The 25,892-nt window shown below is 69.7% G+C and carries 18 protein-coding genes; all 18 read right to left on the bottom strand.

What is annotated here, in order from left to right; all coding sequences use genetic code 11:
- Positions 1-150: 150 nt before the first annotated feature.
- On the bottom strand, positions 151-1,587 hold the full coding sequence (gene obgE / locus OP79_RS40955) for a GTPase ObgE (protein ID WP_033328072.1): 1,437 nt from the start codon (positions 1,585-1,587) through the stop codon (positions 151-153).
- 106 nt (positions 1,588-1,693) lie between these two features.
- Entirely contained in the window at positions 1,694-1,948 is a 255-nt protein-coding gene (rpmA, locus tag OP79_RS40950) for a 50S ribosomal protein L27 (RefSeq protein ID WP_033328070.1), read from the bottom strand.
- Between the two features lie 14 nt (positions 1,949-1,962).
- Positions 1,963-2,283 (bottom strand): 50S ribosomal protein L21, encoded by a 321-nt coding sequence (gene rplU, locus OP79_RS40945; RefSeq protein ID WP_033328069.1) that lies wholly within the window; start codon positions 2,281-2,283, stop codon positions 1,963-1,965.
- Positions 2,284-2,582: 299 nt separating this feature from the next.
- Positions 2,583-6,662: an Rne/Rng family ribonuclease gene (locus OP79_RS40940; protein ID WP_033328067.1), complete on the bottom strand. Its 4,080-nt coding sequence runs from the start codon at positions 6,660-6,662 to the stop codon at positions 2,583-2,585.
- A 260-nt stretch (positions 6,663-6,922) separates the two neighbouring features.
- Positions 6,923-7,711: a TIGR03936 family radical SAM-associated protein gene (locus OP79_RS40935; RefSeq protein ID WP_033328065.1), complete on the bottom strand. Its 789-nt coding sequence runs from the start codon at positions 7,709-7,711 to the stop codon at positions 6,923-6,925.
- A 166-nt stretch (positions 7,712-7,877) separates the two neighbouring features.
- Entirely contained in the window at positions 7,878-9,260 is a 1,383-nt protein-coding gene (locus OP79_RS40930) for a phage tail tape measure protein (RefSeq protein WP_051745403.1), read from the bottom strand.
- A 15-nt stretch (positions 9,261-9,275) separates the two neighbouring features.
- Complete coding sequence (locus OP79_RS40925) at positions 9,276-9,809, bottom strand: GNAT family N-acetyltransferase (RefSeq protein WP_033328063.1); 534 nt, start codon at positions 9,807-9,809, stop codon at positions 9,276-9,278.
- A gap of 82 nt (positions 9,810-9,891) precedes the next feature.
- Positions 9,892-11,817, bottom strand: coding sequence for a TIGR03960 family B12-binding radical SAM protein (locus OP79_RS40920; protein ID WP_033328061.1), 1,926 nt, complete (start codon positions 11,815-11,817; stop codon positions 9,892-9,894).
- A gap of 209 nt (positions 11,818-12,026) precedes the next feature.
- Entirely contained in the window at positions 12,027-13,601 is a 1,575-nt protein-coding gene (locus tag OP79_RS40915; protein ID WP_033328060.1) for a CYTH and CHAD domain-containing protein, read from the bottom strand.
- 136 nt (positions 13,602-13,737) lie between these two features.
- Entirely contained in the window at positions 13,738-14,937 is a 1,200-nt protein-coding gene (gene rodA, locus OP79_RS40910; protein WP_033328059.1) for a rod shape-determining protein RodA, read from the bottom strand.
- Positions 14,934-17,189, bottom strand: coding sequence for a penicillin-binding protein 2 (mrdA, locus tag OP79_RS40905; protein WP_033328058.1), 2,256 nt, complete (start codon positions 17,187-17,189; stop codon positions 14,934-14,936). The genes rodA and mrdA overlap by 4 nt, the downstream gene beginning before the upstream one ends.
- 109 nt (positions 17,190-17,298) lie before the next feature.
- Entirely contained in the window at positions 17,299-17,994 is a 696-nt protein-coding gene (mreD, locus tag OP79_RS40900) for a rod shape-determining protein MreD (RefSeq protein ID WP_033328057.1), read from the bottom strand.
- A 13-nt stretch (positions 17,995-18,007) separates the two neighbouring features.
- The gene (mreC, locus tag OP79_RS40895) at positions 18,008-18,961 is read right to left on the bottom strand and encodes a rod shape-determining protein MreC (RefSeq protein ID WP_033328055.1); all 954 of its coding nucleotides are present in this window, start codon (positions 18,959-18,961) and stop codon (positions 18,008-18,010) included.
- Positions 18,962-19,100: 139 nt separating this feature from the next.
- Positions 19,101-20,120 (bottom strand): rod shape-determining protein, encoded by a 1,020-nt coding sequence (locus OP79_RS40890; protein ID WP_033328053.1) that lies wholly within the window; start codon positions 20,118-20,120, stop codon positions 19,101-19,103.
- 391 nt (positions 20,121-20,511) lie between these two features.
- Entirely contained in the window at positions 20,512-20,925 is a 414-nt protein-coding gene (ndk, locus tag OP79_RS40885) for a nucleoside-diphosphate kinase (RefSeq protein WP_033328051.1), read from the bottom strand.
- Positions 20,926-21,286: 361 nt separating this feature from the next.
- Entirely contained in the window at positions 21,287-21,640 is a 354-nt protein-coding gene (locus OP79_RS40880; protein ID WP_033328049.1) for a DUF4233 domain-containing protein, read from the bottom strand.
- Between the two features lie 3 nt (positions 21,641-21,643).
- Entirely contained in the window at positions 21,644-23,152 is a 1,509-nt protein-coding gene (gene folC, locus OP79_RS40875; RefSeq protein ID WP_033328047.1) for a bifunctional tetrahydrofolate synthase/dihydrofolate synthase, read from the bottom strand.
- Between the two features lie 110 nt (positions 23,153-23,262).
- Complete coding sequence (locus OP79_RS40870) at positions 23,263-25,890, bottom strand: valine--tRNA ligase (RefSeq protein WP_033328045.1); 2,628 nt, start codon at positions 25,888-25,890, stop codon at positions 23,263-23,265.
- Between the last annotated feature and the right edge of the window lie 2 nt (positions 25,891-25,892).

The following is a 25,892-nucleotide window of genomic DNA, read 5'->3' as shown; positions in this document are numbered from 1 at the left end:
CGCGGGGAACTGCGCGACCAGCCACGACGGGCCCGCAGCCGCGACACAACGTGTCACCCCCACCCCCTGGCGGGGGGCCTGGGGGCGCAGCCCCCAGTTACGGGAAGGGGCGGGGCTGGGGAAAGAAACCCCCGCCCACCGACCCGCACCCTAGAACGGTTCGAAGTCGTCGTACTCCCGCTCCGCCTCGTCCCGCTCCGCCTGCTTCTCGCGGCGACGCGTAACCGCAGGCCGCGGAGCCTCGAAGCGGTGGTCCTCGCCCCGGCGGCCGAGCATCTCCGCGCCGGCCATGACCGTGGGCTCCCAGTCGAAGACGACGGCGTTCTCCTCGGAGCCGATGGCAACGCCGTCGCCCGTGCGGGCGCCCGCCTTCATCAGCTCGTCCTCGACGCCGAGACGGTTGAGGCGGTCGGCGAGGTAGCCGACGGCCTCGTCGTTGCTGAAGTCGGTCTGGCGGACCCAGCGTTCGGGCTTCTCGCCGCGTACGCGGAACAGCCCGTCCTCCTCGCGTACGACCGTGAAGCCCGCGTCGTCCACCGCCTTCGGACGGATGACGATCCGGGTCGCCTCCTCCTGCGGCTTGGCCGCACGGGCCTTCGCCACCAGGTCGGCAAGGGCGTACGACAGCTCCTTGAGACCGATGTGCGCGACCGCCGACGCCTCGAAGACCCGGTAGCCCCGCGCCTGAAGATCCGGGCGGACCATCTCCGCCAGATCCTTGCCGTCGGGGACGTCGATCTTGTTGAGGAGGACGATGCGCGGGCGGTCGCCGAGGCCGCCGTACTGCTTCAGCTCCGCCTCGATCAGGTCGAGGTCGGAGACCGGGTCTCGGTCCGATTCGAGCGTGGCGGTGTCGAGTACGTGGACCAGGACCGAGCACCGCTCGACATGGCGCAGGAACTCGAGGCCCAGCCCCTTGCCCTGGCTCGCCCCGGGAATCAGGCCGGGCACGTCCGCGATCGTGTAGACCGTGTCGCCCGCCGTCACCACCCCCAGGTTGGGGACGAGCGTCGTGAACGGGTAGTCCGCGATCTTCGGCCGCGCGGCGGACATGGCCGCGATCAGGGACGACTTGCCCGCACTCGGGTAGCCGACGAGCGCCACGTCCGCGACCGTCTTCAGCTCCAGGACGATGTCCTGCATGTCACCGGGCACACCCAGCAGCGCGAACCCGGGCGCCTTGCGCCGGGCCGAGGCCAGCGCCGCGTTCCCGAGACCGCCGCGCCCGCCCTGTGCGGCCACGTAGGCCGTGCCGTGCCCGACCATGTCCGCGAGCACGTTGCCCGCCTTGTCCTGCACGACCGTGCCGTTCGGCACCGGCAGGATCAGGTCCTGACCGTCCTTGCCGGAACGGTTGCCGCCCTCACCGGGCTTGCCGTTGGTGGCCTTGCGGTGCGGGGAGTGGTGATAGTCGAGGAGCGTCGTGACGGACTGGTCGACGACCAGGATCACGTCACCGCCACGGCCGCCGTTGCCGCCGTCCGGGCCGCCCAGCGGCTTGAACTTCTCACGATGGACGGAGGCACAGCCGTGGCCTCCGCTACCCGCGGCGACGTGCAGCTCGACGCGGTCCACGAAGGTGGTCATGGGATGTGCCTCCAGTTGCGTACGGAAATCTCTGCTCAGGTGAAACACGCGAAAGGCGGACCCGCTTCCCGTACGGGAAGTGAGGTCCGCCTCGCGAAAGATCCGGTCAGGCGACCGGAACGATGTTCACGACCTTGCGGCCGCGGCGCGTACCGAACTCGACCGCACCGGCGTCAAGGGCGAACAGCGTGTCGTCCTTGCCGCGGCCGACGCCGCTGCCGGGGTGGAAGTGGGTGCCGCGCTGGCGGACCAGGATCTCACCGGCGTTGACGACCTGACCGCCGAAGCGCTTCACGCCGAGCCGCTGAGCGTTGGAGTCGCGACCGTTCCGGGTGGACGATGCGCCCTTCTTGTGTGCCATCTCTCCTCAGTCCCTTACTTCGCAGCCGCGGGGATCTCAGTGACCTTGATCGCCGTGTACTGCTGGCGGTGGCCCTGACGACGGCGGTAGCCGGTCTTGTTCTTGTAGCGAAGGATGTCGATCTTCGCGCCCTTGTGGTGATCCACGATCTCGGCCTGGACCTTGATGCCGGCGAGCACCCACGGGTCGCTGGTGACGGCGTCACCGTCGACAACGAGCAGAGTCGAGAGCTCGACCGTGTCGCCGACCTGGGCAGTGGAAATCTTGTCAACCTCAACGATGTCGCCGACAGCAACCTTGTGCTGGCGACCACCGCTGCGCACGATGGCGTACACGCGGATCTCTCTCTCGCTCGATTCGGAATCCCCGCAGTCCAGCCGCCGACAGAAGCAGACGGCCTCTCCCGGGGCGCAAGCCACCGGGAGGAAGAGGTTTACGGGAATGCGGCGCATCTGTGGACACACCGAGGGTCAAGGTTACGGGGCCCTGACCAGTGGGGTCAAACCGGGCCCCGGGGCGGGGCCGGGCCGTCCGCACGGAACGTTGTCGGCTGACCGGCTTCGGGTACACCGAAGCCCTCTGACCGGCGAGTTGTCTGCCGGTCAGAGGGCGTCGGGGTGTCGGTCGAGGCGGTTCAGTCCTCGTCGGTGGCGGCCGTGACGGTGGACGACGACGGCGTCTGCTCCGCCGCAGCTGTCTTCTTCGTCGCGGCCTTCTTCGCGGTCGCCTTCTTGACCGTGGCCTTCTTGGCGGTCGCCTTCTTGGCCACCGTCTTCTTCACGGCGGCCTTCTTCGCCGTCGCCTTCTTGGCCGTCTTACGGGCCGCCTTCTTGGCCGGAGCCGCGACGGCGTCCTCGGTGTACTCGGCTTCCGGGGCCGGGGCCTCGGCCGGCTCCTCCGCCGGGGCCGACGGGACGACCACGACGGCCGTCTCCTCCGGGGCGGTGGGCGCGGTGGCCATCCGGACCGCACGGCGGCGCGGGCGCGCCGGGGCCGCGCTCTCGGCAACCGGCTCGGGCCGCTGCTCGGCGGCGGGTTCGGGCTGCGGCTCGGCGGCGGGTGCCGCGACCGGCTCGGTGACCGTCACCACGACCTCCTCCGCCGCCTTCGGCGAACCGGCCGGCGCGGAGACCTTGCGGGTCGCCCGACGACGCGTACGTCCCTTGGGTGCGGCCTCCTCGGCGGCCGGGGCCTCGACCACCGGGTCCTCGGCGGCCATGGGCTCCGCCTGAGCGACGGCGGCCGGCTCCGGCTGTACGGGACGCTCGGCCTCGTCCTCGGCGGTCACGGTCTGTGCCGTCGGGACCTCGGCCTCGGCCCTGCGCTCGGGCCTACGGGAGTCGGAGCGCGGCGCACCCGCCGGTGCCGACGCACGCCGGCTGGCCCGCCGCCGCGAACGGCCGCCCCGGGTGGCCGCGGCCTCCGCCTCGGCAGCGCTGCTGTACAGATCCTCGTCCGGTACGAAGGCGGGCTCGGCCAGCGCGACGGGCGCGGCGACCTCGGCGGCGACCTCCGCCTCGGTCTCGGCCTCCTCCTCGACGGTCTCCACGGCTTCGGCGATCGCGGCGGGGACCTGCTCGGGCACCGTCTCGGCACCGGCCCGCGCACGCTTCTTGCGCTTGCCGCCGCCACCGACGGCGGTCGGCTGCTCCATGTGCACGATGACGCCACGGCCGTTGCAGTGGACGCAGGTCTCGGAGAACGACTCGAGCAGACCCTGGCCCACGCGCTTGCGCGTCATCTGGACGAGGCCCAGCGAGGTCACCTCGGCGACCTGGTGCTTCGTACGGTCGCGTCCCAGGCACTCCAGGAGGCGCCGCAGCACCAGGTCCCGGTTGGACTCCAGGACCATGTCGATGAAGTCGATGACGACGATGCCGCCGAGGTCGCGCAGCCGCAGCTGGCGCACGATCTCCTCGGCCGCCTCCAGGTTGTTCCTGGTCACGGTCTCTTCGAGGTTGCCGCCCTGACCGGTGAACTTACCGGTGTTGACGTCGACCACGATCATCGCTTCGGTCTTGTCGATCACCAGCGAGCCGCCACTCGGCAGCCAGACCTTGCGGTCCAGCGCCTTCGCGAGCTGCTCGTCGATGCGGTACGACGCGAAGACGTCGACCTCGGACGTCCAGCGGGACAGCCGGTCGGCCAGGTCGGGGGCGACATGGGCGACGTATCCGTGGATGGTCTCCCACGCCTCGTCGCCGCTGACGATGACCTTGGTGAAGTCCTCGTTGAAGATGTCGCGGACGACACGGACGGTCATGTCCGGCTCGCCGTACAGCAGGCTCGGGGCGTTGCCGCTCTTCGCCTTCTTCTGGATGTCCTCCCACTGCGCCTGGAGCCGCTCGACGTCACGGCGCAGTTCGTCCTCGCTCGCGCCCTCGGCGGCGGTGCGCACGATGACGCCCGCGTCCTCGGGGACGATCTTCTTGAGGATGGTCTTCAGGCGGGCCCGCTCGGTGTCCGGGAGCTTGCGGCTGATCCCCGTCATGGAGCCTTCGGGGACGTACACGAGGTAGCGGCCCGGCAGTGAGACCTGGCTGGTCAGACGCGCGCCCTTGTGCCCGATCGGGTCCTTCGTGACCTGCACGAGGACCGACTGGCCGGACTTGAGGGCGGTCTCGATACGCCGCGGGCCGTTGGCCATGCCCAGCGCCTCGAAGTTGACCTCGCCCGCGTACAGGACGGCGTTGCGTCCCTTGCCGATGTCGATGAAGGCGGCCTCCATCGACGGCAGTACGTTCTGGACCTTGCCGAGGTAGACGTTGCCGACGTACGAGGTCGACTGCTCCTTGTTGACGTAGTGCTCCACGAGCACGTTGTCCTCGAGTACACCGATCTGCGTACGGTCGCCGTTCTGCCGGACCACCATCACGCGCTCGACGGCCTCGCGGCGGGCCAGGAACTCGGCCTCGGTGATGATCGGCACCCGACGGCGGCCCTGCTCGCGGCCTTCGCGGCGGCGCTGCTTCTTGGCCTCCAGACGGGTCGAGCCCTTGATGGACTGCACCTCGTCCACGCCGGTACCGGGCTCGTCCTTCTTGCGGGGCTCGCGGACCTTGACGACCGTACGCTCCGGGTCGCCGTCGCCCGGCTCGACCTCGACGGGCGCGTCACCGGCACGGCGCCGACGGCGCCGGCGGCGACGGCTGCTGGCGGAGCCGCCGGACTCCTCGCGCTGCTCCTGAGCGTCTTCGTCGGCCTGCTCGTCGGTGTCCTCGGCGTCCTGGGCGTCCTGCCCGGCGGCGGTCTCCTCGTTCTCCGAGGCCTCGCCGTCGGTCTCGGCGTTCTCGCCCCGGCGACGCCTGCGGCCACCGCGACGGCGCCGACGACGCGAGCCGGTCTCCTCGGCCTCCTCGGTCTCGTCGCCCTCTTCTTCGGCGGACTCCTCGGCCTCGGGGGTCTCGGCGGGCTCCTCAGCCGCGGCCCGGCGGCGGCGGCGCCGACGCGGACCGGTCTCCTCCTCGACGGAGACGGACTCGACGGGCTCGACCGGTTCCGGGGCCGCCGTCTCGGTGACGTCCTCTTCCTCTTCCTCGGCCTCGGCAGCGGCGGCGGCTGCCGCGCGCTCCGGCGTCTGGAACATCGGCTCGGTGAACACGGGCGCCTGGAAGACGGCGACAGCGGGCCGCGCGGGCCGCTGCGTGGTCTCTTCCTCCTCGGCCTGCGGCTCCTCGGCGGCCCTGGGTGCTGCGGGCTCGGCGAAGCCCGCGGCGGCGGTCTTACGGGTCGCACGACGCCGCGTACGACGCGGGGCGGCGTCCTCCGCTGGGGCCTCCGGCTCGGCGGCGTTGGTCTGGTCGGTCTCGGCAGCGGCCACAGGGGCCTCCCTGCGCTCGTCACGGACAGCGGCCTCGGCGGCGGGCTCCGCCTCGGCGGCCTCGGGCGCACCGGCGGGCGCGACGGCGCGACGTGTGGCACGACGGCGCGTACGGCGCGGGGCGATGTCCTCGGTCTCGGTGGTCTGCTCCGGCTCGACTACGGCGGCGGGCTCGGTGGTGGTCTGTACGGTCTCGGCGGCGGGCGCGGGGGCCCCACTACCGGCCGCTGCGTCGGTCTCGGGCGCGGAGGCACGACGCGTGGCGCGCCGACGCGTACGCCCTGCAGGCGCGGCCTCACCGACGACAGGTTCCGCTTCGGCAGCCGCGGAGGCGGCGGTCTCGGCCGCGGGCTCCTCGGTTGCAGCAGCGCTCGCCTTGAGCGCCGCGATGTCGTCACCCGACGCGGCAGCGGACGCGGTCACCACGAGCTCCGTCGCCTCGGCGGCCTCGGGCGCGCCGGCCGGCGCGGAGACACGACGTGTCGCACGACGGCGCGTACGCCCGGCGGGCTCCTCCACGGCCGGAGCGACGGCAGCGGCCTCAGCGGGCGCAGTGGTCTCGGTCGGTGCGGACTCCTCCGCAGCCGGAGCGACAGCAGCGGCAGCCCCGGCTGCCGGCTCGTCGGCGGCGACCGCCTCTGGCGCCACCACCGTCTCCTGCGCAACGACCGTCTCAGAGGTCGCCGCGATCTCCTCCGGCTCCTCCGCCGCGAGATCGGCGGAGCTCACCGGCGGTACGGCCGGTGCCGTGGTCTCGGCCACGGTCGCGGACTCGGACGTCGCCGCGGGCGGCCCCGCGGGACGGGACGCGGCGCGGCGGCGCCGACGTGGCGGCAAGGTGTCGCTGGGGGTGTTGTTCTCGGAACCCTCAGCGGGTTCGTTCGGCTCGAGCATGCGGGTGGATCTCCCGTCAGGCTCCCGGGCGCCGCACCTGGTCCGGCTGTACCGGTGACGTCCGCGGCTCGCGCGATGCGCGGTGCCGCCGTCCGGGGCGCGGGCGCCGCACGGGAGCTCTCTGTGTTCTGTCTCGCCGGTTCCGTACGCCGTGTTGCGTACGGCCTGGCGAAAGTCTTGTGGTCGGTGCGCTGCCCGACCCAGGTGGCTCCCGAGTACGAGGGCGGCGCTACGACGTCCGTCCTTACGCGGGACCTTCCTTACGCCGGCGCCTTCGCGGCGGCGGTGGCTGCGGCCATGAGTGGGGCGGCTGCCACTGCCTCGCGGTCGGGCGCGAGCGGGTCGGTCACCGTGCCGGTCTCTTCATCGAAAAGCCCCTGCGCCAGCCTGGTCACCGCTGCGGGGACCGGCGGCGCCAGGTCGGCCACAGCTCGGAGACCGGACAGGACGTCGTCGGGTCGTACGGCAGGCGTCACGTGCCGAACAACCAGCCGCAGTATCGCACAGGGCTGGTCGGTCGGCCTATCGGGCTGTGAACTGTCCGTCTCGGAACGGGCACTGTGCGCCTCCAGGCTCGCGACCGCGGCGCGGGCGTCGAAGGTGCGCATGCCGTTCTTCATCTTGCGCTGGACCTCGACGGTCTCGGCCTCCTTGAAGGCGTCGACCGCACGCTCGGCGTCCGCGAGTGCCACGCCGACGAGGCGCAGCTCCCAGACGGAGGCCGTGAGCCGGTCGGCGAGACCCGACGTACGGGCCTCGACCGCGTCGACGATGTCGAGCCCGGCGGGCATCGACTCGTCGAGGAGCACACGCAGCTTCTCGGGATCGCGCGCTTCGGTGAGCGCGATCTCCAGGTACTCGGCCTCGCTGCCCGTGCCGGTGGGTGCGGCATTGGCGTACGACACCTTCGGGTGCGGAGTGAACCCCGCCGAGTACGCCATCGGCACCTCGGCGCGGCGCAGCGCACGCTCGAAGGCGCGCTGGAAGTCACGGTGGCTGGTGAACCGGAGGCGGCCGCGCTTGGTGTAGCGCAGTCGGATGCGCTGCACCGCGGGTGCGGGCGGCGGGCCTTCGGGCTGTCGCTTGCCCAGTGGTTCTTCTCCTCGCTGTGAGGCGGTACGTACTGCATCGCCTCGTGGACGTGCGGTGGACCTCGTCGTCCCGCGTGGGCGGGAACGGTGGCGGATGGCGCCTTCCGGCGTCCCCCGGTCCGGATCATCCCCGTGTCGGCGGGGACAGGTCGTCGTGTCCGGACCTACCACCCAGAGTACGCGCAGCGGGCACCGTGGGTTCCCGGAGTCCCTTGGCCAAGGACACCGGCTCGGGTTCCGGCGGCGTCCCGAAGAGCATCCGCCGGATGTCGGCCCGGGTCTGCCGCGCACTCTCGCGAGCGCTGGTCAGGGCCTGCCGGGCAGCGCGCCCCACACTGCGCGCGGCCTCGGCGGCCGGCCGCCAGATCGCGTCCCGTACGAGGTGTCCGACGGGCGTGAGCACGCTCTTGTACGCCCACCGCACCGGCTCCACGAAGATCCACCGGAAGAGCCGCCCGAGGAACCGCCCGACGGCGAGCGACACATACCCGGCGACCCGCCACGCGTGCCCGATCGCCGTGCCGATCTCGCGCGCGACGACGGCGATCGCCCGCCCGACCGGCACGAACACCCAGCGCCACAGCGCGACGGCGGGCACGACGAAGACCCACCGCAGCAAGGTCCCGACCACCCCCGCGACCCAGGTGACCCCTACCCAGACCCCACGCCCGACCCAGGTCACACCGGCCCAGAGACTCCCACCGATCCACGCCACAACGGCCCACACACCACGAGCGCCCCACACGACACCGGCCCAGACCCCACGACAGACCCACGTCACGCCCGCCCACACCCCGCGGCACATCCAGGCGATCCCGGCCCACGCCCCTCGACAGACCCATGTCACCCCGGCCCACACCCCCAGGCCGACCCAGGCGATCCCCGCCCACAGCGTCAGCGCCAGCCACGCCACTCCGGCCGCGACCCCCCGCGCCACCCAGGCGATTCCCCGCCCGCTCGGCGCGAGCACCCACGCGTACAGCCAGCCCGCCGGCACGGCCACCAGCATCCGCCACAACCAGGCACACCCGGTCCCGATCCCCCGCAGCGCCGCCATGATCCCGTGCCCGAGAGGCGTCAGCACCCGCGCGTACAACCACACGCCCGGCACGACGAACAGCACATGCCCGAGCCACCCCAGCCCCCGCCCGACGGGCACGACCACATACCGCCACAGCCCCACCCAAGGCCATACAAACACCAGCTTGGCCAGCCACCCGAGGACGAGCACAACTCCCTCGACCAGCCACACAACCGACCGCCCGACAGGCGCGAGCACCCACATGACCGCCCGCCCCAGCGGCCGGAACACCGTGTCCCTGAGGAAACGCCCGCCGACCACCAGCGCGTCCCACACCATCCGCACCGGCACGACCAGCACGAACACCACGATCCGCACGGGTATACGGATCGCGACCGCGAGGCACCCCTCGGGCGCCGGGTCCTGCTGCTTCGTCTCGCGCGGCCGCGTCTCAGGCGCTGCGGGCGGCGGCTTCTCCAGGTCCATGCCGACGGAGACGCGTCAGCGCCCTGTATGGATCCAGAACCTCAGCTTTCCGCTCCGCTCGTCCTCGAACTCTCCACCATTGGCCTCGATAACCTTGCGGGAGCCGAGGTTGGTGGTGTCACAGGTGACGAGCACCCGGTCGAGCCCGAGGGCACGCGCGTACGGCAGAACGTCGCGCAGCATGGCGGTGGCGTAACCCTTCCGACGCGCGGTGGGCCGTACGCCGTAGCCGATGTGACCGCCGTAGTCGCGAAGGTGGGGCGTCAGACGGTGGCGTACCTGGATCCGGCCGAGATAGGTCTCGCCGTCCACGTACCAGTACCAGCTGCCGGGCACGAACCCGTCGGGCCGACGCCCGTCCTCCAGCTCCTCCTCGCGGATCGCGGCGACGTAGCGCGCGAATCCGTCCGGCTCGTGCCAGCTGTCGCCGTACACGGCGAGCTCCCGCTTGAGGGTGTCACCGAAGTACTCGCCCTCGGCGAGGTTCTCCTGAACCGCCGCCAGGAACGACGTACGGAAATGGGCATCAGGACTGATGAGCTGCGGCATCGCCTCATTGTGCCGCGACGCACGAGGGCCCGGCCACGGCTTTTCCGCCGGCGGCCGGGCCCTCGCCTCGTCCTGCTTCGCCCTACTTGACCACCGTCAGCGGCAGCAGCTTCTTCCCCGTAGGCCCGACTTGAATTGTCGTGTCCATGGCGGGGCACACCCCGCAGTCGAAGCAAGGCGTCCACCGGCAGTCCTCGACCTCCGTCTCGTCGAGGGCGTCCTGCCAGTCCTCCCAGAGCCAGTCCTTGTCGAGGCCGGAGTCGAGGTGGTCCCAGGGGAGGACCTCCTCGTACGTACGCTCGCGGGTGGTGTACCAGTCGACGTCCACGCCGTACGCGGGCAGCGTTTTGTCGGCGCACTGCATCCAGCGGTCGTACGAGAAGTGCTCGCGCCAGCCGTCGAAACGGCCGCCGTCCTCGTAGACGGCGCGGATGACGGCGCCGATGCGGCGGTCGCCGCGCGAGAGCAGGCCCTCGACGATGCCCGGCTTGCCGTCGTGGTAGCGGAAGCCGATGGAGCGGCCGTACTTCTTGTCGCCGCGGATCTTGTCGCGCAGCTTCGTGAGACGGGCGTCCGTCTCCTCGGCCGACAGTTGCGGGGCCCACTGGAACGGGGTGTGGGGCTTGGGGACGAAGCCGCCGATCGACACCGTGCAGCGGATGTCGTTCTGGCCCGAGACCTCGCGGCCCTTCTGGATCACGCGGGTCGCCATGTCGGCGATCTGCAGGACGTCGTCGTCGGTCTCCGTCGGCAGGCCGCACATGAAGTACAGCTTCACCTGGCGCCAGCCGTTGCCGTACGCCGTCGAGACCGTCCTGATCAGGTCCTCTTCCGAGACCATCTTGTTGATGACCTTGCGAATGCGTTCCGAACCGCCTTCGGGCGCGAAGGTCAGGCCCGACCTGCGGCCGTTACGAGTGAGTTCGTTGGCCAGGTCGATGTTGAAGGCGTCGACCCGGGTGGAGGGCAGCGAGAGGCCGACCTTGTCCTCCTCGTACCGGTCCGCCAGGCCCTTCGCGATGTCGCCGATCTCGCTGTGGTCCGCCGACGACAACGACAGGAGGCCAACCTCCTCGAAGCCAGTCGCCTTCAGACCTCGGTCCACCATCTCGCCGATGCCCGTGATCGAGCGCTCGCGCACCGGGCGCGTGATCATGCCGGCCTGGCAGAAGCGGCAGCCGCGCGTGCAGCCGCGGAAGATCTCCACCGACATGCGCTCATGGACCGTCTCCGCGAGCGGGACGAGGGGCTGCTTCGGGTACGGCCACTCGTCCAGGTCCATGACCGTGTGCTTGGACACCCGCCACGGGACACCGGACTTGTTGGGTACGACGCGTCCGATACGGCCGTCCGGCAGGTACTCCACGTCGTAGAACGCCGGGATGTAGATACTGCCGGTCTTCGCGAGGCGGAACAGGACCTCCTCGCGGCCGCCCGGCCGTCCCTCCGCCTTCCAGGCGCGGATGATCTCCGTCATGTCGAGCACGGCCTGCTCGCCGTCGCCGATGATCGCCGCGTCGAGGAAGTCGGCGATCGGCTCGGGGTTGAAGGCGGCGTGGCCACCGGCCAGGACGATCGGGTCGTCCACCGTCCGGTCCTTGGACTCCAGGGGGATCCCGGCGAGGTCCAGAGCCGTCAGCATGTTGGTGTAGCCGAGCTCCGTGGAGAAGCTGAGCCCGAGCACGTCGAAGGCGCGAACCGGGCGGTGGCTGTCGACCGTGAACTGCGGGACGCCGTGCTCCCGCATCAGCTCCTCGAGGTCCGGCCACACGCTGTACGTGCGCTCGGCGAGCACGCCCTCGCGCTCGTTGAGGACCTCGTAGAGGATCTGCACGCCCTGATTGGGCAGCCCGACCTCGTACGCGTCGGGGTACATGAGCGCCCAGCGGACGTCGCAGCTGCCCCAGTCCTTGACGGTGGAGTTGAGCTCACCGCCTACGTACTGGATCGGCTTCTGCACATGCGGCAGCAGGGCCTCGAGCTGTGGGAAGACCGACTCGACAGACATCGTGGTGGGGACCTTCGTGAGCTGACAGGGGTGACCCTCAAGACTAACGCGTCCCCAGGGGGGCCTCTGATGGATCTCCGTGGAAGAAGGAGCGGCGTTCGGTGCGTGCGATCGGTGTGCGGTGTGAAGGGTCATGTGGCGGAGCCACCTGTCCCTTCGCGCCGTGCGGCGAGCGTGCGTGCCGGGCGTCGCGACGCCGCGGAGATCCATCAGAGGCCCCCTGGCCCCCCGGCCGCCGCGAAGATCGTCGCCCAGGCCCCCGGCAGCGCCCGCTCGACGTCCGACGCCCGCTGCTCCTCCCTGCCGTACAGCACCCCGTACGTGAAGGAGTTCTCTCCCGCCGCGTGGGCCTGGGTGGCGAGGTCGCGCAGGGCGAGGCGGGTCATGACGCTGTCCTGGTGGTCGCCGAGGAGGCCCTGGAGGGACTTCATCGACTTGACCAGGTCGGCGGCGGGTTCGCCGAGCGCCTTGGTGGCGGCCTCCGCCGCGTACCGGGTGCGCTTGGCCTTCTTGCGGGCTTCGTGGATGGCGAGGTCGCGGTCCGTGCCGGGCGGTGTGTCGATGGCCTGGACGACCAGGGCGGAGAGCTTCGCGAAGTCGCCGCGGACGGCCTTGCCGATCACCTTGTCGGGCGTGCCCGCGGCGGCCTTGAGGAGCGGCGGTTCGGCGACCAGGGAGTCGAGGGTGGCGAGCAGGTCGAGGTACCGCTTTCCGTCGAGGACCGCGATCAGTCGGCGGCGCGATCCGCCGCGGCGGGCGTGCGTCCAGGTGCGCAGGCGGGTGCGGACGGGGCCGGTGACCAGAGTGCGCGGCAGCTCGTCGAGGGCCGCGGTCAGCCGCTCGGTGAGCACCTCCTGGTCGCGGTCGACGCCCAACTCCCCGGCCAGCCACTTGAGTTCGTCGCCGATCGGGTCGGTGACGGCCCGGTCCAGGACCTTGCCGTACGAGCGGAAGCTGCTGCGCAGTCGGCGGGTGGCGACGCGCATCCGGTGCACGGAGTCGTATACGTCGCGCCGTACGGCCGGGTCGAGTTCGACGATCGCGTCGCGTTGGGCGCGTACGTACGCGAGGACGTGGTCGCCCGCGGTGGGCGGCTCGGGCTCCACGGTCACGACGACCTTGGGCTTCTTGCGACCGGTCTGCTTGGGCTGCTTGGCCGGCCCGGTCTTCCCGGTCTCCCCCGGTTCCCCGGTCTCCGCCAGTGCCCTGGCCAGTTTGGAGGCGGACTTGGAACGGCTGATCCCGGCTTTGCGGAGCTTCTTCTCGACCTTGTCGAGGAAGGCGGGGTCGCCGTCGTCGGCCAGTTCCACCTCGATCTCGGTCCAGTCGGTGCTGCCGTCGCCGCCGCTGAGCCGCTCGGCGCGTACGCGGTCGACGCTGACCTCGGCGAGCAGTCCGCCGGAGGCGTCGACGAGGTGGCGGACGTCACGCGCGGACTGGAGCCTTACGACGGGGAGCAGTTCGGCGTCACGTACCCGGGAGCGGACGAGTCCTGTCAGGGCCCGGGGCAGGGCGTCGGACAGCGGGGCGCGGATCTCGTCGCGTACGCCGTCGGAGACCGGCAGCTTCAGATGCCAGCCCGCGTCATCGCCTCCGGTACGGCGGCGCAGCGTGATGGAGGCCGCGGCGAGCCGCTGGTCGGCCGTGTCGTAGTAGGTCGCGTCGAGCTCAGCGAGACCCTTGTCGATGACGCCCTCGACGCCGCTCACGCCGGTCAGATCGGGAAGCCCCGCGCTCTCACCGGCTTCATACTTGCGCTCGATCTCCCGCTTTGTGTCCGCCATGAACTGAATCTAGTCACGATTTCGCATCAGGGGCAGACCCCAAAAGCCACCCGCTCGCCATCTGAGACGCATTTAACGTTCTTCTGGACGCTACTTCGCGATTCCCCGGCGACGTCCCTGCCGACGCGATCCCCGCCTACGCGGACATCGGCCGCTGCACTCTGATCGACTGCAACAACCCCACAGCCACCCACACCGCGAACATCGACGACCCTCCGTACGACACGAAGGGCAGCGGCAGCCCGGCCACCGGCATGATCCCCAGCGTCATGCCCACGTTCTCGAAGGACTGGAACGCGAACCAGGCGATGATCCCGGCGGCGACGATCGTGCCGTACAGCTCGGTCGTCTCGCGGGCGATGCGGCAGGCGCGCCACAGGACGATGCCCAGCAGCAGGAGGATCAGCCCCGCGCCGAGGAAGCCCAACTCCTCGCCCGCGACCGTGAAGACGAAGTCCGTCTGCTGTTCGGGGACGAACTGGCCGGTGGTCTGCGAGCCGTTGCCGAGCCCGGTGCCGAACAGTCCGCCCGAACCGATCGCGATGCGGGCCTGGTTGGTGTTGTAGCCGACGCCGGCCGGGTCGAGCTCGGGGTTGGCGAAGGCGGCGAAGCGGTTGATCTGGTACTCGTCGAGGATCCCGAGCTGCCAGACCGCGATCGCGCCGGCGGCACCCGTGCCGATGAGGCCGAGCACCCAGCGGTTGGAGGCGCCGGAGGCGAGCAGTACGCCGAGCACGATGATCACCATGACCATGACCGAGCCGAGGTCGGGCATGAGCAGGACGATCAGTATCGGGACGGTGGCCAGGCCCAGGGCTTGCAGGACCGTGCGGTGGTCGGGGTAGGGCTTGTCGCCGGCGTCGACCCGTGCAGCCAGCAGCATCGCCATACCGAGGATGATCGTGATCTTCACGAACTCGGAGGGCTGGAGCGAGAATCCGCCGGGCAGCTTGATCCACGCGTGCGAGCCGTTGATCGTGGCGCCGAGCGGGGTCAGCACCAGCAGGATCAGGAACACCGAGAGGCCGTACAGGATCGGCACGGCCGTACGCAGTGTGCGATGGCCGAGCCAGACCGTGCCGATCATCAGGGCGAAGCCGATGCCCGTGTTGAGCAGGTGCCGGACCAGGAAGTAGTACGGGTCGCCCTGGTTGAGCTCGGTGCGGTTGCGGGTCGCCGAGTAGACGAGGGCCGCGCCGATCAGGGAGAGGGTGATGGCCGAGAGCAGTATCGGCCAGTCGAGCCGGCGCGCCAGCGAGTCGCGGGCGAACAGCCGGGCCCAGACGGAGCGTTCGGGCCCGTAGCCGGAGACGGAGAAGCCGCTCGCGCCGGTCATTCGGTGGTCCTCCGCCTCTTCTTGGAGCGATCGGTGCGCCGTCGGGTGTCGCGGTTGTTGCCGGTGTTCGGGGAGGGCACGGTGGCGGCCGGGTCGTCACCGGTCGCCGGCTGCTGGCTCTCTGGGGTCGCTTCCTCCTGCGGCACGTACTTCTTGATCTTCGGGGCGTCGATCGAACCGTCCGGCTGGATCTTCGGCAGGCTCTTCTGCGGCTCGGGCAGCAGGGCCTTCTTCTTGTCGATCTTGCCGTCGTCGGAGACGCCGTACAGCGCGTCGTAGATGTTGCGCACGGCGGGGCCGGAGGCGCCGGAGCCCGTACCACCCTGGGAGATGGTCATGACGACCGTGTATTCGTCGGTGTACGTGGTGAACCACGAGGTGGTCTGCTTGCCGTAGACCTCGGCGGTACCCGTCTTGGCGTGCATCGGGATCTTGTCCTGCGGCCAGCCGGCATCGGCGAAACGCCAGGCGGCCGTACCGCGGGTGGCGACTCCCTCGAGGGCTTCGTCTATCTCGCCGAGCGTCTGCTTCGACATCGGCAGCTTGCCGTGCGGCTTCGGGGCGATCTCCTGGACGCTCTTGCCGTCGGCGCTGACGATCGCCTTGCCGACGGTCGGGTCGTACATGGTGCCGCCGTTGGAGATCGCCGAGTAGATGGTGGCCATCTGGATCGGGGTGACGAGGGTGTCGCCCTGGCCGATGGAGTAGTTGACGGAGTCACCGGCGCGCAGCCTGTTGCCTTCGAGGCAGTTCTCGTACGCGATGCGCTCGGCGTAGTCGCCGTTCTTCTTGCCGGTCTTGCACCAGGAGTCCTTGTTGGCCTTCCAGTAGTCCTGCTTCCACTGGCGGTCGGGGATACGCCCGGTGACCTCGTTCGGCAGGTCGATGCCGGTCTCCTTGGCGAGGCCGAACTGGTGGGCCGTCTTGTAGAACCAGTCGTTGGCGTTCTTCTTCGGCTTGTTGCCGCCGTCCCGCTTCCATTCCTCGTGGGAGAGCCGGTAGAAGACGGTGTCGCAGGAGACCTCGAGCGCGCGGCCCAGCGAGATCGGGCCGTATCCCTTGGACTCGAAGTTCTTGAAGACCTGGCTGCCGATGTTGTACGAGCTGGAGCACTGGTACGGGCCGTCGAAGGAGTAGCCGGCGTTGACCGCGGCGGCCGTCGGGATGACCTTGAAGACGGAGCCGGGGGCGGACTGGCCCTGGATCGCCCGGTTCAGCAGTGGGTAGTTGGACTTCTTGCCGGTGAGCCTGGCGTAGTCCTTGCCGGAGATGCCACCGACCCAGGCGTTCGGGTCGTACGTCGGGTTGGAGGCCATGGAGACGATGCGGCCCGTCTTGGACTCCATCACGACGACGGCGCCGGAGTCCGCCTTGTAGTTCTCGCCGGTGTTGTCGTCGAACTCCTTGCGGGCTTCCTTCATCGCCTTTTGCAGCTCGTACTCGGCGACGCGCTGGACCCGGGCGTCGATGCTGGTGACGAGGTTCGCGCCGGGCTCGGCCGGGTCGCTCTTGGCCTCGCCCATGACGCGGCCGAGGTTGTCGACCTCGTAGCGGGTGACGCCGGCCTTGCCGCGCAACTGCTGGTCGTACTGGCGCTCAAGCCCTGAGCGGCCGACCATGTCGGAGCGCAGGTACGGGGAGTTGGTGTGCTCGGCCTTGGTGATCTCCTCGTCCGTGACGGGCGAGAGATAGCCGAGGACCTGCGCGGTGTTGGCGTCGCCGGGGCTCGCGTAGCGGCGTACGGCCTGGGGTTCGGCGGTGATACCGGGGAAGTCCTCGGAGCGTTCGCGGATCTGGAGGGCCTGCTTGGGCGTGGCCTCGTCGGTGATGGGGATCGGCTGGTAGGGCGAGCCGTTCCAGCACGGCTGCGGCGTCTCGGAGTCGCACAGCCGCACCTTGTCCATGACGTCCTTGGGCTTCAGGCCCAGCACGTCGGCGAGTTTGGTGAGTACCGCCTCGCCGTCGTCCTTCATCTTCAGCAGATCGGTACGCGAGGCGGAGACCACGAGCCGTGTCTCGTTGTCGGCGATCGGCACACCGCGTGCGTCGAGGATCGAGCCGCGCACGGCGGGGCTGACGACCTGTTGGACGTGGTTGCCGGACGCTTCCTTGGCGTAGGCGTCGCCTTCGCGGATCTGGAGGTACCAGAGGCGTCCGCCGAGGGTGGCGAGGAGGGAGAAGACGAGGACCTGGATGATGATGAGCCGGATCTGGACCCGTGGGGTCCGGCCGGTTTCGGGAATGTTGGTCACGGCTGCGGCCTCCCCCTCTCAGAGCGCGTACGGGTCAGGGTCATACGAGTACACGGCCGACCTGTGAGCGGCGACCGGCTTGCCGTCACGGGCTCCTGCTGCGCCGCTCTCACAGCCGCTTGACCCCCTTGATGCGTCCCGCGCGGGCGATGCGCGACTTCGTGGACTTCATGCGCAGGCCGGTGCGCTGACCGCCCAGGCGCAGGCCGCCGCGCTGACCGCCGAGGCCCCCGCCCGTGCCGGAGGACAGCCAGCCCGTGGAGACGTCGGTCTTGGTGGAGGCGGTGGCCTCAGCGATCGGATCGTTGTCGGCGCGCCGGGCCAGCGCCATGATCCCGGGGACCACGAAGGGCGCGAGCAGCAGGTCGTACAGCGCGGACGTGAACAGCAGGCTGCCCAGGCCCACATGACGCGCGGCGGTGTCACCGACGAGGGCCCCGACTCCCGCGTACAGGAGCGTGGACCCGATCGCCGAGGCGACGACCACGACCATCGGACCGGTCGCGGATCTGACCTGGCCCTTGTCGGGCTTGGCGAGCCCCGCGAGGTAGCCGATGAGGCACAGCACGAGCGCGTAGCGCCCGGCGGCATGATCGGCGGGTGGCGCGAGGTCGGCGAGCAGGCCGGCGCCGAAGCCGACGAGGGCGCCGCCGACGTGGCCGTACACCAGGGCGAGGCCGAGCACGGTGAGCAGCAGCAAGTCCGGTACGGCGCCCGGTAGTTGGAGGCGAGCGAGGATGGTCACCTGGATCACCAGGGCGACGATCACCAGGGTGGCGGAGAGCAGCATTCGGTTGAAGCGCATGCGGGTTCAGCTCCTACTGCTCTTGCTGCTGTTGGGGCAGGCCGTCGGCGGACGCTCCAGCCGAGGGGGTGACTGTCACGGTCACCGTCGGCCTGGGGGTCGGCTTGGGTTTGGGCGGCAGCACCTGGTCGCGCGGGTCCCTGGGCGGGGCCTTGGTGACTACGCCGACGACGTCGAGCTTGCTGAAGCCGACGTACGGCTCGACGTAGATGGTGCGGGTCAGATCGCCGCCGGAGGGGTCGACGCGGGAGACGACACCGACGGGGACGCCGGGCACGAACGGCTTGTCGGCCTGGGAGCCGAAGGTGACCAGGCGATCCCCCTTCTTGATCTTGGCCTTGCCGTTGAGCATCTCCACGCGCAGCGGCCGGTCGCCCTGGCCGGAGGCGAAGCCGAGTTCGTCGGTGGACTCCATGCGCGTACCGACCGTGAAGTCCGGGTCGCTGGCGAGGAGCACGGTGGCGGTGTTGGGCCCGACAGTCGTCACCCGCCCGACGAGGCCGTCCCCGTTCAGGACGGTCATGTCGCGCTGGATGCCGTCGTTCGCGCCGACGTCGATGGTGACGGTCCAGGAGAAGCCCTGGGCCGCTCCTATCGCGATGACTTCGGCGCCCTTGATGCCGTACTGTCCGGCGCCCGCCGTCTTCAGGATCTTGTCGAGCTGCTTGAGCCGGCTGCGGTTACGGTCGTCGCTGCCCAGCTCCGCCTTCAACGCGGCGTTGTCCCGCTCCAGTTGGGCGATACGGTCGTGCCGGTCGCCGGAGTCGCGGACCGCTGCGATCGCGTTGCCGACGGGGTCGACCGCGGAGGACACCCCGTTCTCGATCGGGCCGAAGACCGTGGCGGCGGCCGAGCGGGCCCCGTCGACGGGTGAGTCCTCGCCGCCGCGGATGTCCACCGTGATCAAAGCGAACGCGATGGCGATCAGCAGCACCAGGAGCAGCCGGCTCTCTCGTGTGTCCCTCACGTGCGGCGGCCGTGCCTTCCTCGTCGGATTCGTGTGGGGCTCCCCTCGGCCGGGGCGCTATGGGGGAGCTCATGTCTCTATATCAACGCTCCGCCGCACGAGAAGAGATCGTCTCGTACGGCGGAATCGAAGAGTTACGTCATCTGCGGGGCTGAGCGTCCAGCACCTGCTGGAGCGCCTCGAACTCCTCTACGCATTTGCCGGAACCGAGCGCCACGCTGTCCAGCGGATCCTCGGCGATATGGATCGGCATACCGGTCTCGCGCCGCAGCCGCTCGTCGAGCCCACGCAGCAGCGCGCCGCCACCGGTGAGGACGATCCCGCGGTCCATGACATCGCCGGAGAGCTCCGGAGGACACTTGTCGAGGGTCGTCTTGACCGCGTCGACGATCGCGTTGACCGGCTCCTCGATGGCCTTCCGCACTTCGGCGGCGGAGATGACGACGGTCTTCGGCAGACCGGAGACGAGGTCCCGGCCGCGGATTTCGGTGTGCTGGTCATCGTCGAGGTCATAGGCCGAGCCGATCGTGATCTTGATCTGCTCGGCCGTTCGCTCACCGAGGAGGAGGCTGTACTCCTTCTTGATGTGCTGGATGATCGCGTTGTCCAACTCGTCGCCCGCGACGCGGATGGACTGCGCCGTGACGATTCCGCCGAGCGAGATGACCGCGACCTCGGTGGTGCCGCCGCCGATGTCCACCACCATGTTGCCCGTGGCCTCGTGGACCGGCAGTCCGGAGCCGATGGCCGCGGCCATCGGCTCCTCGATGATGTGCACCTGGCGCGCACCGGCCTGCGAGGAAGCCTCGATGACGGCGCGCCGCTCGACGCCCGTGATCCCGGAGGGGACACAGACGACAACCCGAGGACGGGCGAGATACCTCCGCTTGTGGATCTTCAGAATGAAGTAGCGGAGCATCCGCTCGGTGATCTCGAAGTCGGCGATGACACCGTCCTTCAGCGGACGCACGGCGACGATGTTGCCGGGAGTCCGGCCGATCATCTTCTTCGCTTCGGAACCGACCGCGAGGATGCCACCGGTGTTGGTGTTGATCGCGACGACGGACGGCTCGTTGAGTACGATCCCTCGACCCCTGACGTACACCAGCGTGTTGGCGGTCCCGAGGTCGACAGCCATGTCACGGCCGATGAACGACATTGAGTTCCCCATCAGGATTCGTCTGGCCTTCCCAAGTGGAGCTTTTGATGGCTTGTTAGGTCGGCGAGGGTGAGCGCTGTGACGTGAAGGCTTCCATCGTAGTCTCGCCTGCACCGAACACCGCGCGAGGGTCTTCGCCATTGTCAGCAGATGATGTGCCGCCTCGCTTGTGGAGACGAGCCAATGGAGCCATGCGTTCCCCCGATCGGCACGCATATGCCAGGCCCTGGCCGCTTTTTTGCGGCAGGGCCTGGTCAGATACGGCTCTGGATTGACGCAGCGTCAGAAAATCTTCACGTACGCCGGGTGGGTGGCCGCCGTGTCGCGGGGGAACGCAGTGGGGCGGTGATCAGGTCCGGCTGAGCAGGTCCGGCTGAGCGGGTCAGTCCGATCAGGTCAGGCCGGGGAAGAAGATCTTCAGTTCACGTTCGGCGGACTCCTCGGAGTCCGAGGCGTGGATCAGGTTCTCGCGGACGATCACGCCGAAGTCTCCGCGGATGGAACCGGGCGCCGCCGCGATGGGATCCGTCGGCCCCGCGAGCGCGCGTACCCCCTCGATGACCCGCTCCCCCTCGACGACGAGAGCGACCACGGGACCGGAGGCCATAAAGGCGACCAGCGGCTCGTAGAAGGGCTTGCCCTTGTGCTCGCCGTAGTGGAGTTCCAGGGTCTCCTGATCCAGGTTCCGCAACTCCAGCGCGGTGATCTGCCAGCCGGCCTTGCGCTCGATACGGCTGATGATCTCGCCGGTCAGGCCACGACGAACCGCATCGGGCTTGAGAAGGACGAGGGTGCGCTGGCTCACGTGGGGACTCCTTTGGCAACATGTGTGCGGATCACAGAGATTACAGGGCGCATCTGAGGGCGGTGCGCCACCGCGCCCGCTTGAGGGGCCGCAGGCCCCGATAGGGGCGCGGTGCTATCGATTTGCGGCTCCGCCGCGATGGGGGTCCCCCCGCTCTGGGGGTCCCCCTAGGCCTTTAAGGCACTGGGGGAGCAGCCGAGAGTGGGGGAGCGACCAGCCACGACGAACCCGCAGCCGCGACACGACCTGTCACCCCACCCCCTGGCGGGGGGCCTGGGGGCGCAGCCCCCTCACGCGGCGGAGCCGCAAATTGATACAGCCGGGAAGGGGCGGGGCTGGGGAAGAAGCCCGCCACAGGCGACTACGCCGTCTTGTGTTCCTGCTCAGCCTGCGCAGCAAACCGCGCCTTCGCCTCGTCAACCTTCCGCCCGTAATGAACCGAGGCCCACCACAGCGCCGCAAAGATCGCCCCCAAGAGGAACATCGTCGGCACGACGAACCCGGACGCGATCAGCGCGATCTGCAGGGCCCAGCCCAGTTGCACGCCCCCCGGCCGCGTCACCACCCCGCACAGCAGCACGCACAGCAGCATCGCGACGCCACTCACCGTCCAGACCGTGGTCATGGACAGATCGGGATCCTTCATGGCGACAAGGCCGGCGAAGCCGATGACGAAGACCTCACCGATCAGCGTCGAAGCACAGAGCGTACGCACAGCTCAGCCCCTCCCCAAGAGCAGTCGGGCCTCGCCCACGGTGATGACGGAACCGGTGACGAGAACGCCCCCGCCCGCGAACTCACCCTCCTCCTCGGCCAGCGTGATCGCGGCCTCCAGGGCGTCGTCGAGCCGCGGCTCCACCTGCACCCGCTCCTCGCCGAACACCTCGACGGCCAGCGCGGCCAGCGCATCCGCGTCCATCGCCCGGTGACTGGAGTTCTGCGTGATCACCACCTCGGCGAAGATCGGCTCGAAGGCCTCCAGCAGACCTCGTACGTTCTTGTCGCCGCTCATGCCGACCACTCCGATCAGCCGGCTGAAGTCGAACACCTCGCTGACGCCCTCGGCGGTCGCACGGGCACCCGCCGGATTGTGCGCGGCATCCAGGACAACGGTCGGCGACCGCCGCACGACCTCCATCCGCCCTGGCGCGGCAACCGCCGCGAACGCCTTGCGGACCGTGTCGATATCGAGCCGCTCGGCCCGCGCCGCGCCCACACCGAAGAACGCCTCCACCGCGGCGAGCGCGACGGCCGCGTTGTGCGCCTGGTACGCGCCGTGCACCGGCAGGAACACCTCTTCGTACTCCCCGCCGAGCCCACGCAACGTCAACATCTGTCCGCCGACAGCCAGTTGACGCGATACGACCCCGAACTCCAGCCCCTCGCGGGCGACCGTCGCATCGACCTCGACGGCCTTCTTCAACATCACCTGCGCCGCGTCGACCGGCTGCTGCGCCAGAATCACGGTCGCGCCCTGCTTGACGATGCCCGCCTTCTCCACGGCGATCTCGCCGGGCGTGGTGCCCAGCCGGTCCGTGTGGTCCAGATCGATGGGGGTCACCACGGCGACATCACCGTCGATCACGTTCGTGGCGTCCCAGCTGCCGCCCATGCCCACCTCGACGACGGCCACATCGACCGGCGCGTCCGCGAACGCCGCGTACGCCATCCCCGTCAGCACCTCGAAGAAGGACAGCCGGAACTCCTGCTGCCCGTCCACCATCTCGACGTACGGCTGAATGTCCCGGTACGTCTCCACGAACCGCTCGGCGTCCATCGGCGCGCCGTCCAGGCTGATCCGCTCGGTGATCGACTGGACGTGCGGCGAGGTGTACCGCCCGGTACGCAGTTCGAAGGCGCCGAGCAGCGCCTCGATCATGCGGGCCGTGGACGTCTTGCCGTTCGTCCCTGTGATGTGGATCGAGGGGTACGAGCGCTGCGGCTCCCCCAGTACGTCCATCAACGCGGCGATCCGCGTGACCGACGGCTCCAGCTTCGTCTCACCCCACCGCGTGGCCAACTCGGCCTCGACCTCGCGCAACGCCTTGTCGACCTCGGGATCGGCCGGCCGCGCGGGGATGTCGGCCTCCGGCGGCCCGCCCTGCGCGCGCAGGGTACGGCTGCCGGCCTCGATCACCGCGAGATCGGGATCACGCTCGGTCTCCGCACCGACGATCTCGTCGAAGGGATCGGGCTCGCTGCTGTGGTCTGGGGGGAGCTCACTCACGAGGCCAGTCTACGGAGCCCGACTGACACCGGCCCGGGTGCCCGCCGCCGGGCCGGCAAAAGGCGCCCGGAGCCTGCCGGCTCCGGGCGCCTTCAGCCACGTAACACTGCCTAACCCTGCGGCAACCGCTCCAACTGCGCCTGAATCCGCGCGATGTCCTCGCCCGCCTTGGCAAGCCGCGTACGGATCTTGTCCACGACCTGCTCGGGAGCCTTCGCGAGGAACGCCTCGTTGCCCAGCTTCGCCTCGGCCTGCTGACGCTCCTTCTGGGCGGCAGCCAGATCCTTCGCGAGCCGCTTCCGCTCCGCGGCCACATCGATCGTGCCGGAGAGATCCAGCGCGACCTGCGCACCCGCGACCGGCAGCGTCGCCGTGGCCGCGAAACCCTCGCCCTCCGGCTGGAGGCGCAGCAGCTGGCGGATGGCCGCCTCGTGCGGGGCCAGGGCGGTCCCGTCGAGCGTGAGCCGGGCCGGGACGCGCTGGCCGGGCTGGAGCCCCTGGTCGGCACGGAAGCGGCGAACTTCCGTGATGACCTGCTGAAGCGTCTCGATCTCCCGCTCGGCCGCAGTATCACGGAACCCGGAGTCGCCCGGCCAGTCCGCGATCACGACGGACTCGCCGCCCGTGAGCGTGGTCCACAGCGTCTCCGTGACGAACGGAACGATCGGGTGCAGCAGCCGCAGCGTGACGTCCAGGACCTCGCCCAGGACCCGCTTGCTGGCCTCGGCCGCCACGCCGCCCGCGTTGAACGTCGTCTTGGACAGCTCGACGTACCAGTCGAAGACCTCGTCCCACGCGAAGTGGTAGAGGGAGTCGGAGAGCTTGGCGAACTGGAAGTCGTCGTAGAACGCGTCGACTTCGGCGACGGTCTCGTTGAGGCGGGACAGGATCCACCGGTCCGTCGCCGACATCGCGGACGGGTCCGGGAGCGGGCCCTCGACCGTTGCACCGTTCATCAGCGCGAAGCGCGTGGCGTTCCAGATCTTGTTGGCGAAGTTCCGGGACGCCTGGACCCAGTCCTCGCCGATCGGCACGTCCGCGCCCGGGTTGGCGCCGCGGGCGAGCGTGAAGCGGACGGCGTCGGAGCCGTATGCGTCCATCCAGTCCAGCGGGTCGACCGAGTTGGGGTTCGACTTGGACATCTTCTTGCCGTGCTCGTCGCGGACGAGACCGGTCAGCGCGATGGTCTTGAACGGAGCCTCGCCGTCCATCGCGTACAGACCGAACATCATCATCCGGGCGACCCAGAAGAAGATGATGTCGTGCCCGGTGAGCAGGACGTCCGTCGGATAGAACTTCTCGAGATCCGGGGTCCGCTCCGGCCAGCCGAGAGTGGAGAACGGCCACAGGCCGGAGGAGAACCAGGTGTCGAGGACGTCGGTGTCCTGCGTCCAGCCATCGCCGCTCGGAGGCTGCTCGTCGGGGCCGACGCAGACGACCTCGCCGTTCGGCCCGTACCAGACCGGGATGCGGTGGCCCCACCACAACTGGCGCGAGATGCACCAGTCGTGCATGTTGTCGACCCAGTCGAAGTAGCGCTTCGACATCTCCTTGGGGTGGATCTCCACCCGCCCGTCACGGACGGCGTCACCGGCGGCCTGTGCGAGCGGGCCGACCTTGACCCACCACTGGAGGGACAGCCTCGGCTCGATGGTGGTCTTGCAGCGCGAGCAGTGGCCGACGGAGTGGACGTACGGACGCTTCTCGGCGACGATCCGGCCCTGCTCGCGCAGCGCGGCGACGATCGTGGAGCGGGCCTCGAACCGGTCGAGCCCCTGGAACGGGCCGTGGACGGTGATGACGCCGCGCTCGTCCATGACCGTCAGCGACTCCAGGCCGTGCCGCTGGCCGATCTCGAAGTCGTTCGGATCGTGCGCGGGCGTCACCTTGACGGCACCGGTGCCGAACTCGGGGTCGACGTGCGTGTCCGCGACGACGGGGATGGTGCGGTCGGTGAGCGGCAGCTTGATCCGCTTCCCGATCAGGTGCTGGTAGCGCTCGTCCTCGGGATGAACGGCCACGGCGGTGTCACCGAGCATCGTCTCGGCCCGGGTGGTGGCGACGACCAGAGTCTCCTCGCCCTCCCCGTACTTGATGGAGACGAGCTCGCCGTCGTCGTCCTGGTACTCGACCTCGATGTCCGAGATGGCGGTGAGGCAGCGGGGACACCAGTTGATGATGCGCTCGGCGCGGTAGATCAACTCGTCGTCGTACAGCTTCTTGAAGATGGTCTGGACGGCGTGGGACAGCCCCTCGTCCATGGTGAACCGCTCGCGGGACCAGTCGACGCCGTCGCCCAGCCGCCGCATCTGGCCGAGGATCCGGCCGCCGTACTCTTCCTTCCACTGCCAGACGCGCGAGACGAACTCCTCGCGCCCGAGGTCATGGCGGGACTTGCCTTCGTCCGCGAGCTGCTGCTCGACCTTGTTCTGCGTGGCGATACCCGCGTGGTCCATGCCCGGCAGCCACAGCGCCTCGTACCCCTGCATGCGTTTACGCCGCGTGAGGGCGTCCATGAGGGTGTGCTGGAAGGCGTGGCCCAGGTGGAGTGAGCCGGTGACGTTCGGCGGCGGGATGACGATGGTGTACGGCGGCTTGTCGCTCTTCGCGTCGGCGCCGAAGTAACCCCGCTCTACCCAGCGCTCGTACAGCTTCCCCTCTACCTCGGCCGGCGCGTACTGGGTCGGCAGTTCGGGGGTGTTGGCTGGCGGCTGCTGCTGCTGAGCGTTCTCGGTCACGG

Source organism: Streptomyces yerevanensis (assembly GCF_000716805.1).
In the GTDB taxonomy this organism is placed as follows: Bacteria; Actinomycetota; Actinomycetes; order Streptomycetales; family Streptomycetaceae; genus Streptomyces; species Streptomyces flaveus.
Note: the sequence above shows the minus strand (reverse complement) of the source record. Positions and strands in the feature narration are given on the sequence as shown.

Coding starts and splice junctions, on each gene's coding strand:
- obgE (WP_033328072.1), bottom strand. CDS start 1,587: ATGACCACCTTCGTGGACCGCGTCGAGCTGCACGTCGCCGCGGGTAGC.
- rpmA (WP_033328070.1), bottom strand. CDS start 1,948: ATGGCACACAAGAAGGGCGCATCGTCCACCCGGAACGGTCGCGACTCC.
- OP79_RS40940 (WP_033328067.1), bottom strand. CDS start 6,662: ATGCTCGAGCCGAACGAACCCGCTGAGGGTTCCGAGAACAACACCCCC.
- OP79_RS40930 (WP_051745403.1), bottom strand. CDS start 9,260: ATGGACCTGGAGAAGCCGCCGCCCGCAGCGCCTGAGACGCGGCCGCGC.
- OP79_RS40925 (WP_033328063.1), bottom strand. CDS start 9,809: ATGCCGCAGCTCATCAGTCCTGATGCCCATTTCCGTACGTCGTTCCTG.
- OP79_RS40920 (WP_033328061.1), bottom strand. CDS start 11,817: ATGTCTGTCGAGTCGGTCTTCCCACAGCTCGAGGCCCTGCTGCCGCAT.
- OP79_RS40915 (WP_033328060.1), bottom strand. CDS start 13,601: ATGGCGGACACAAAGCGGGAGATCGAGCGCAAGTATGAAGCCGGTGAG.
- rodA (WP_033328059.1), bottom strand. CDS start 14,937: ATGACCGGCGCGAGCGGCTTCTCCGTCTCCGGCTACGGGCCCGAACGC.
- mreD (WP_033328057.1), bottom strand. CDS start 17,994: ATGCGCTTCAACCGAATGCTGCTCTCCGCCACCCTGGTGATCGTCGCC.
- OP79_RS40890 (WP_033328053.1), bottom strand. CDS start 20,120: ATGTCGTTCATCGGCCGTGACATGGCTGTCGACCTCGGGACCGCCAAC.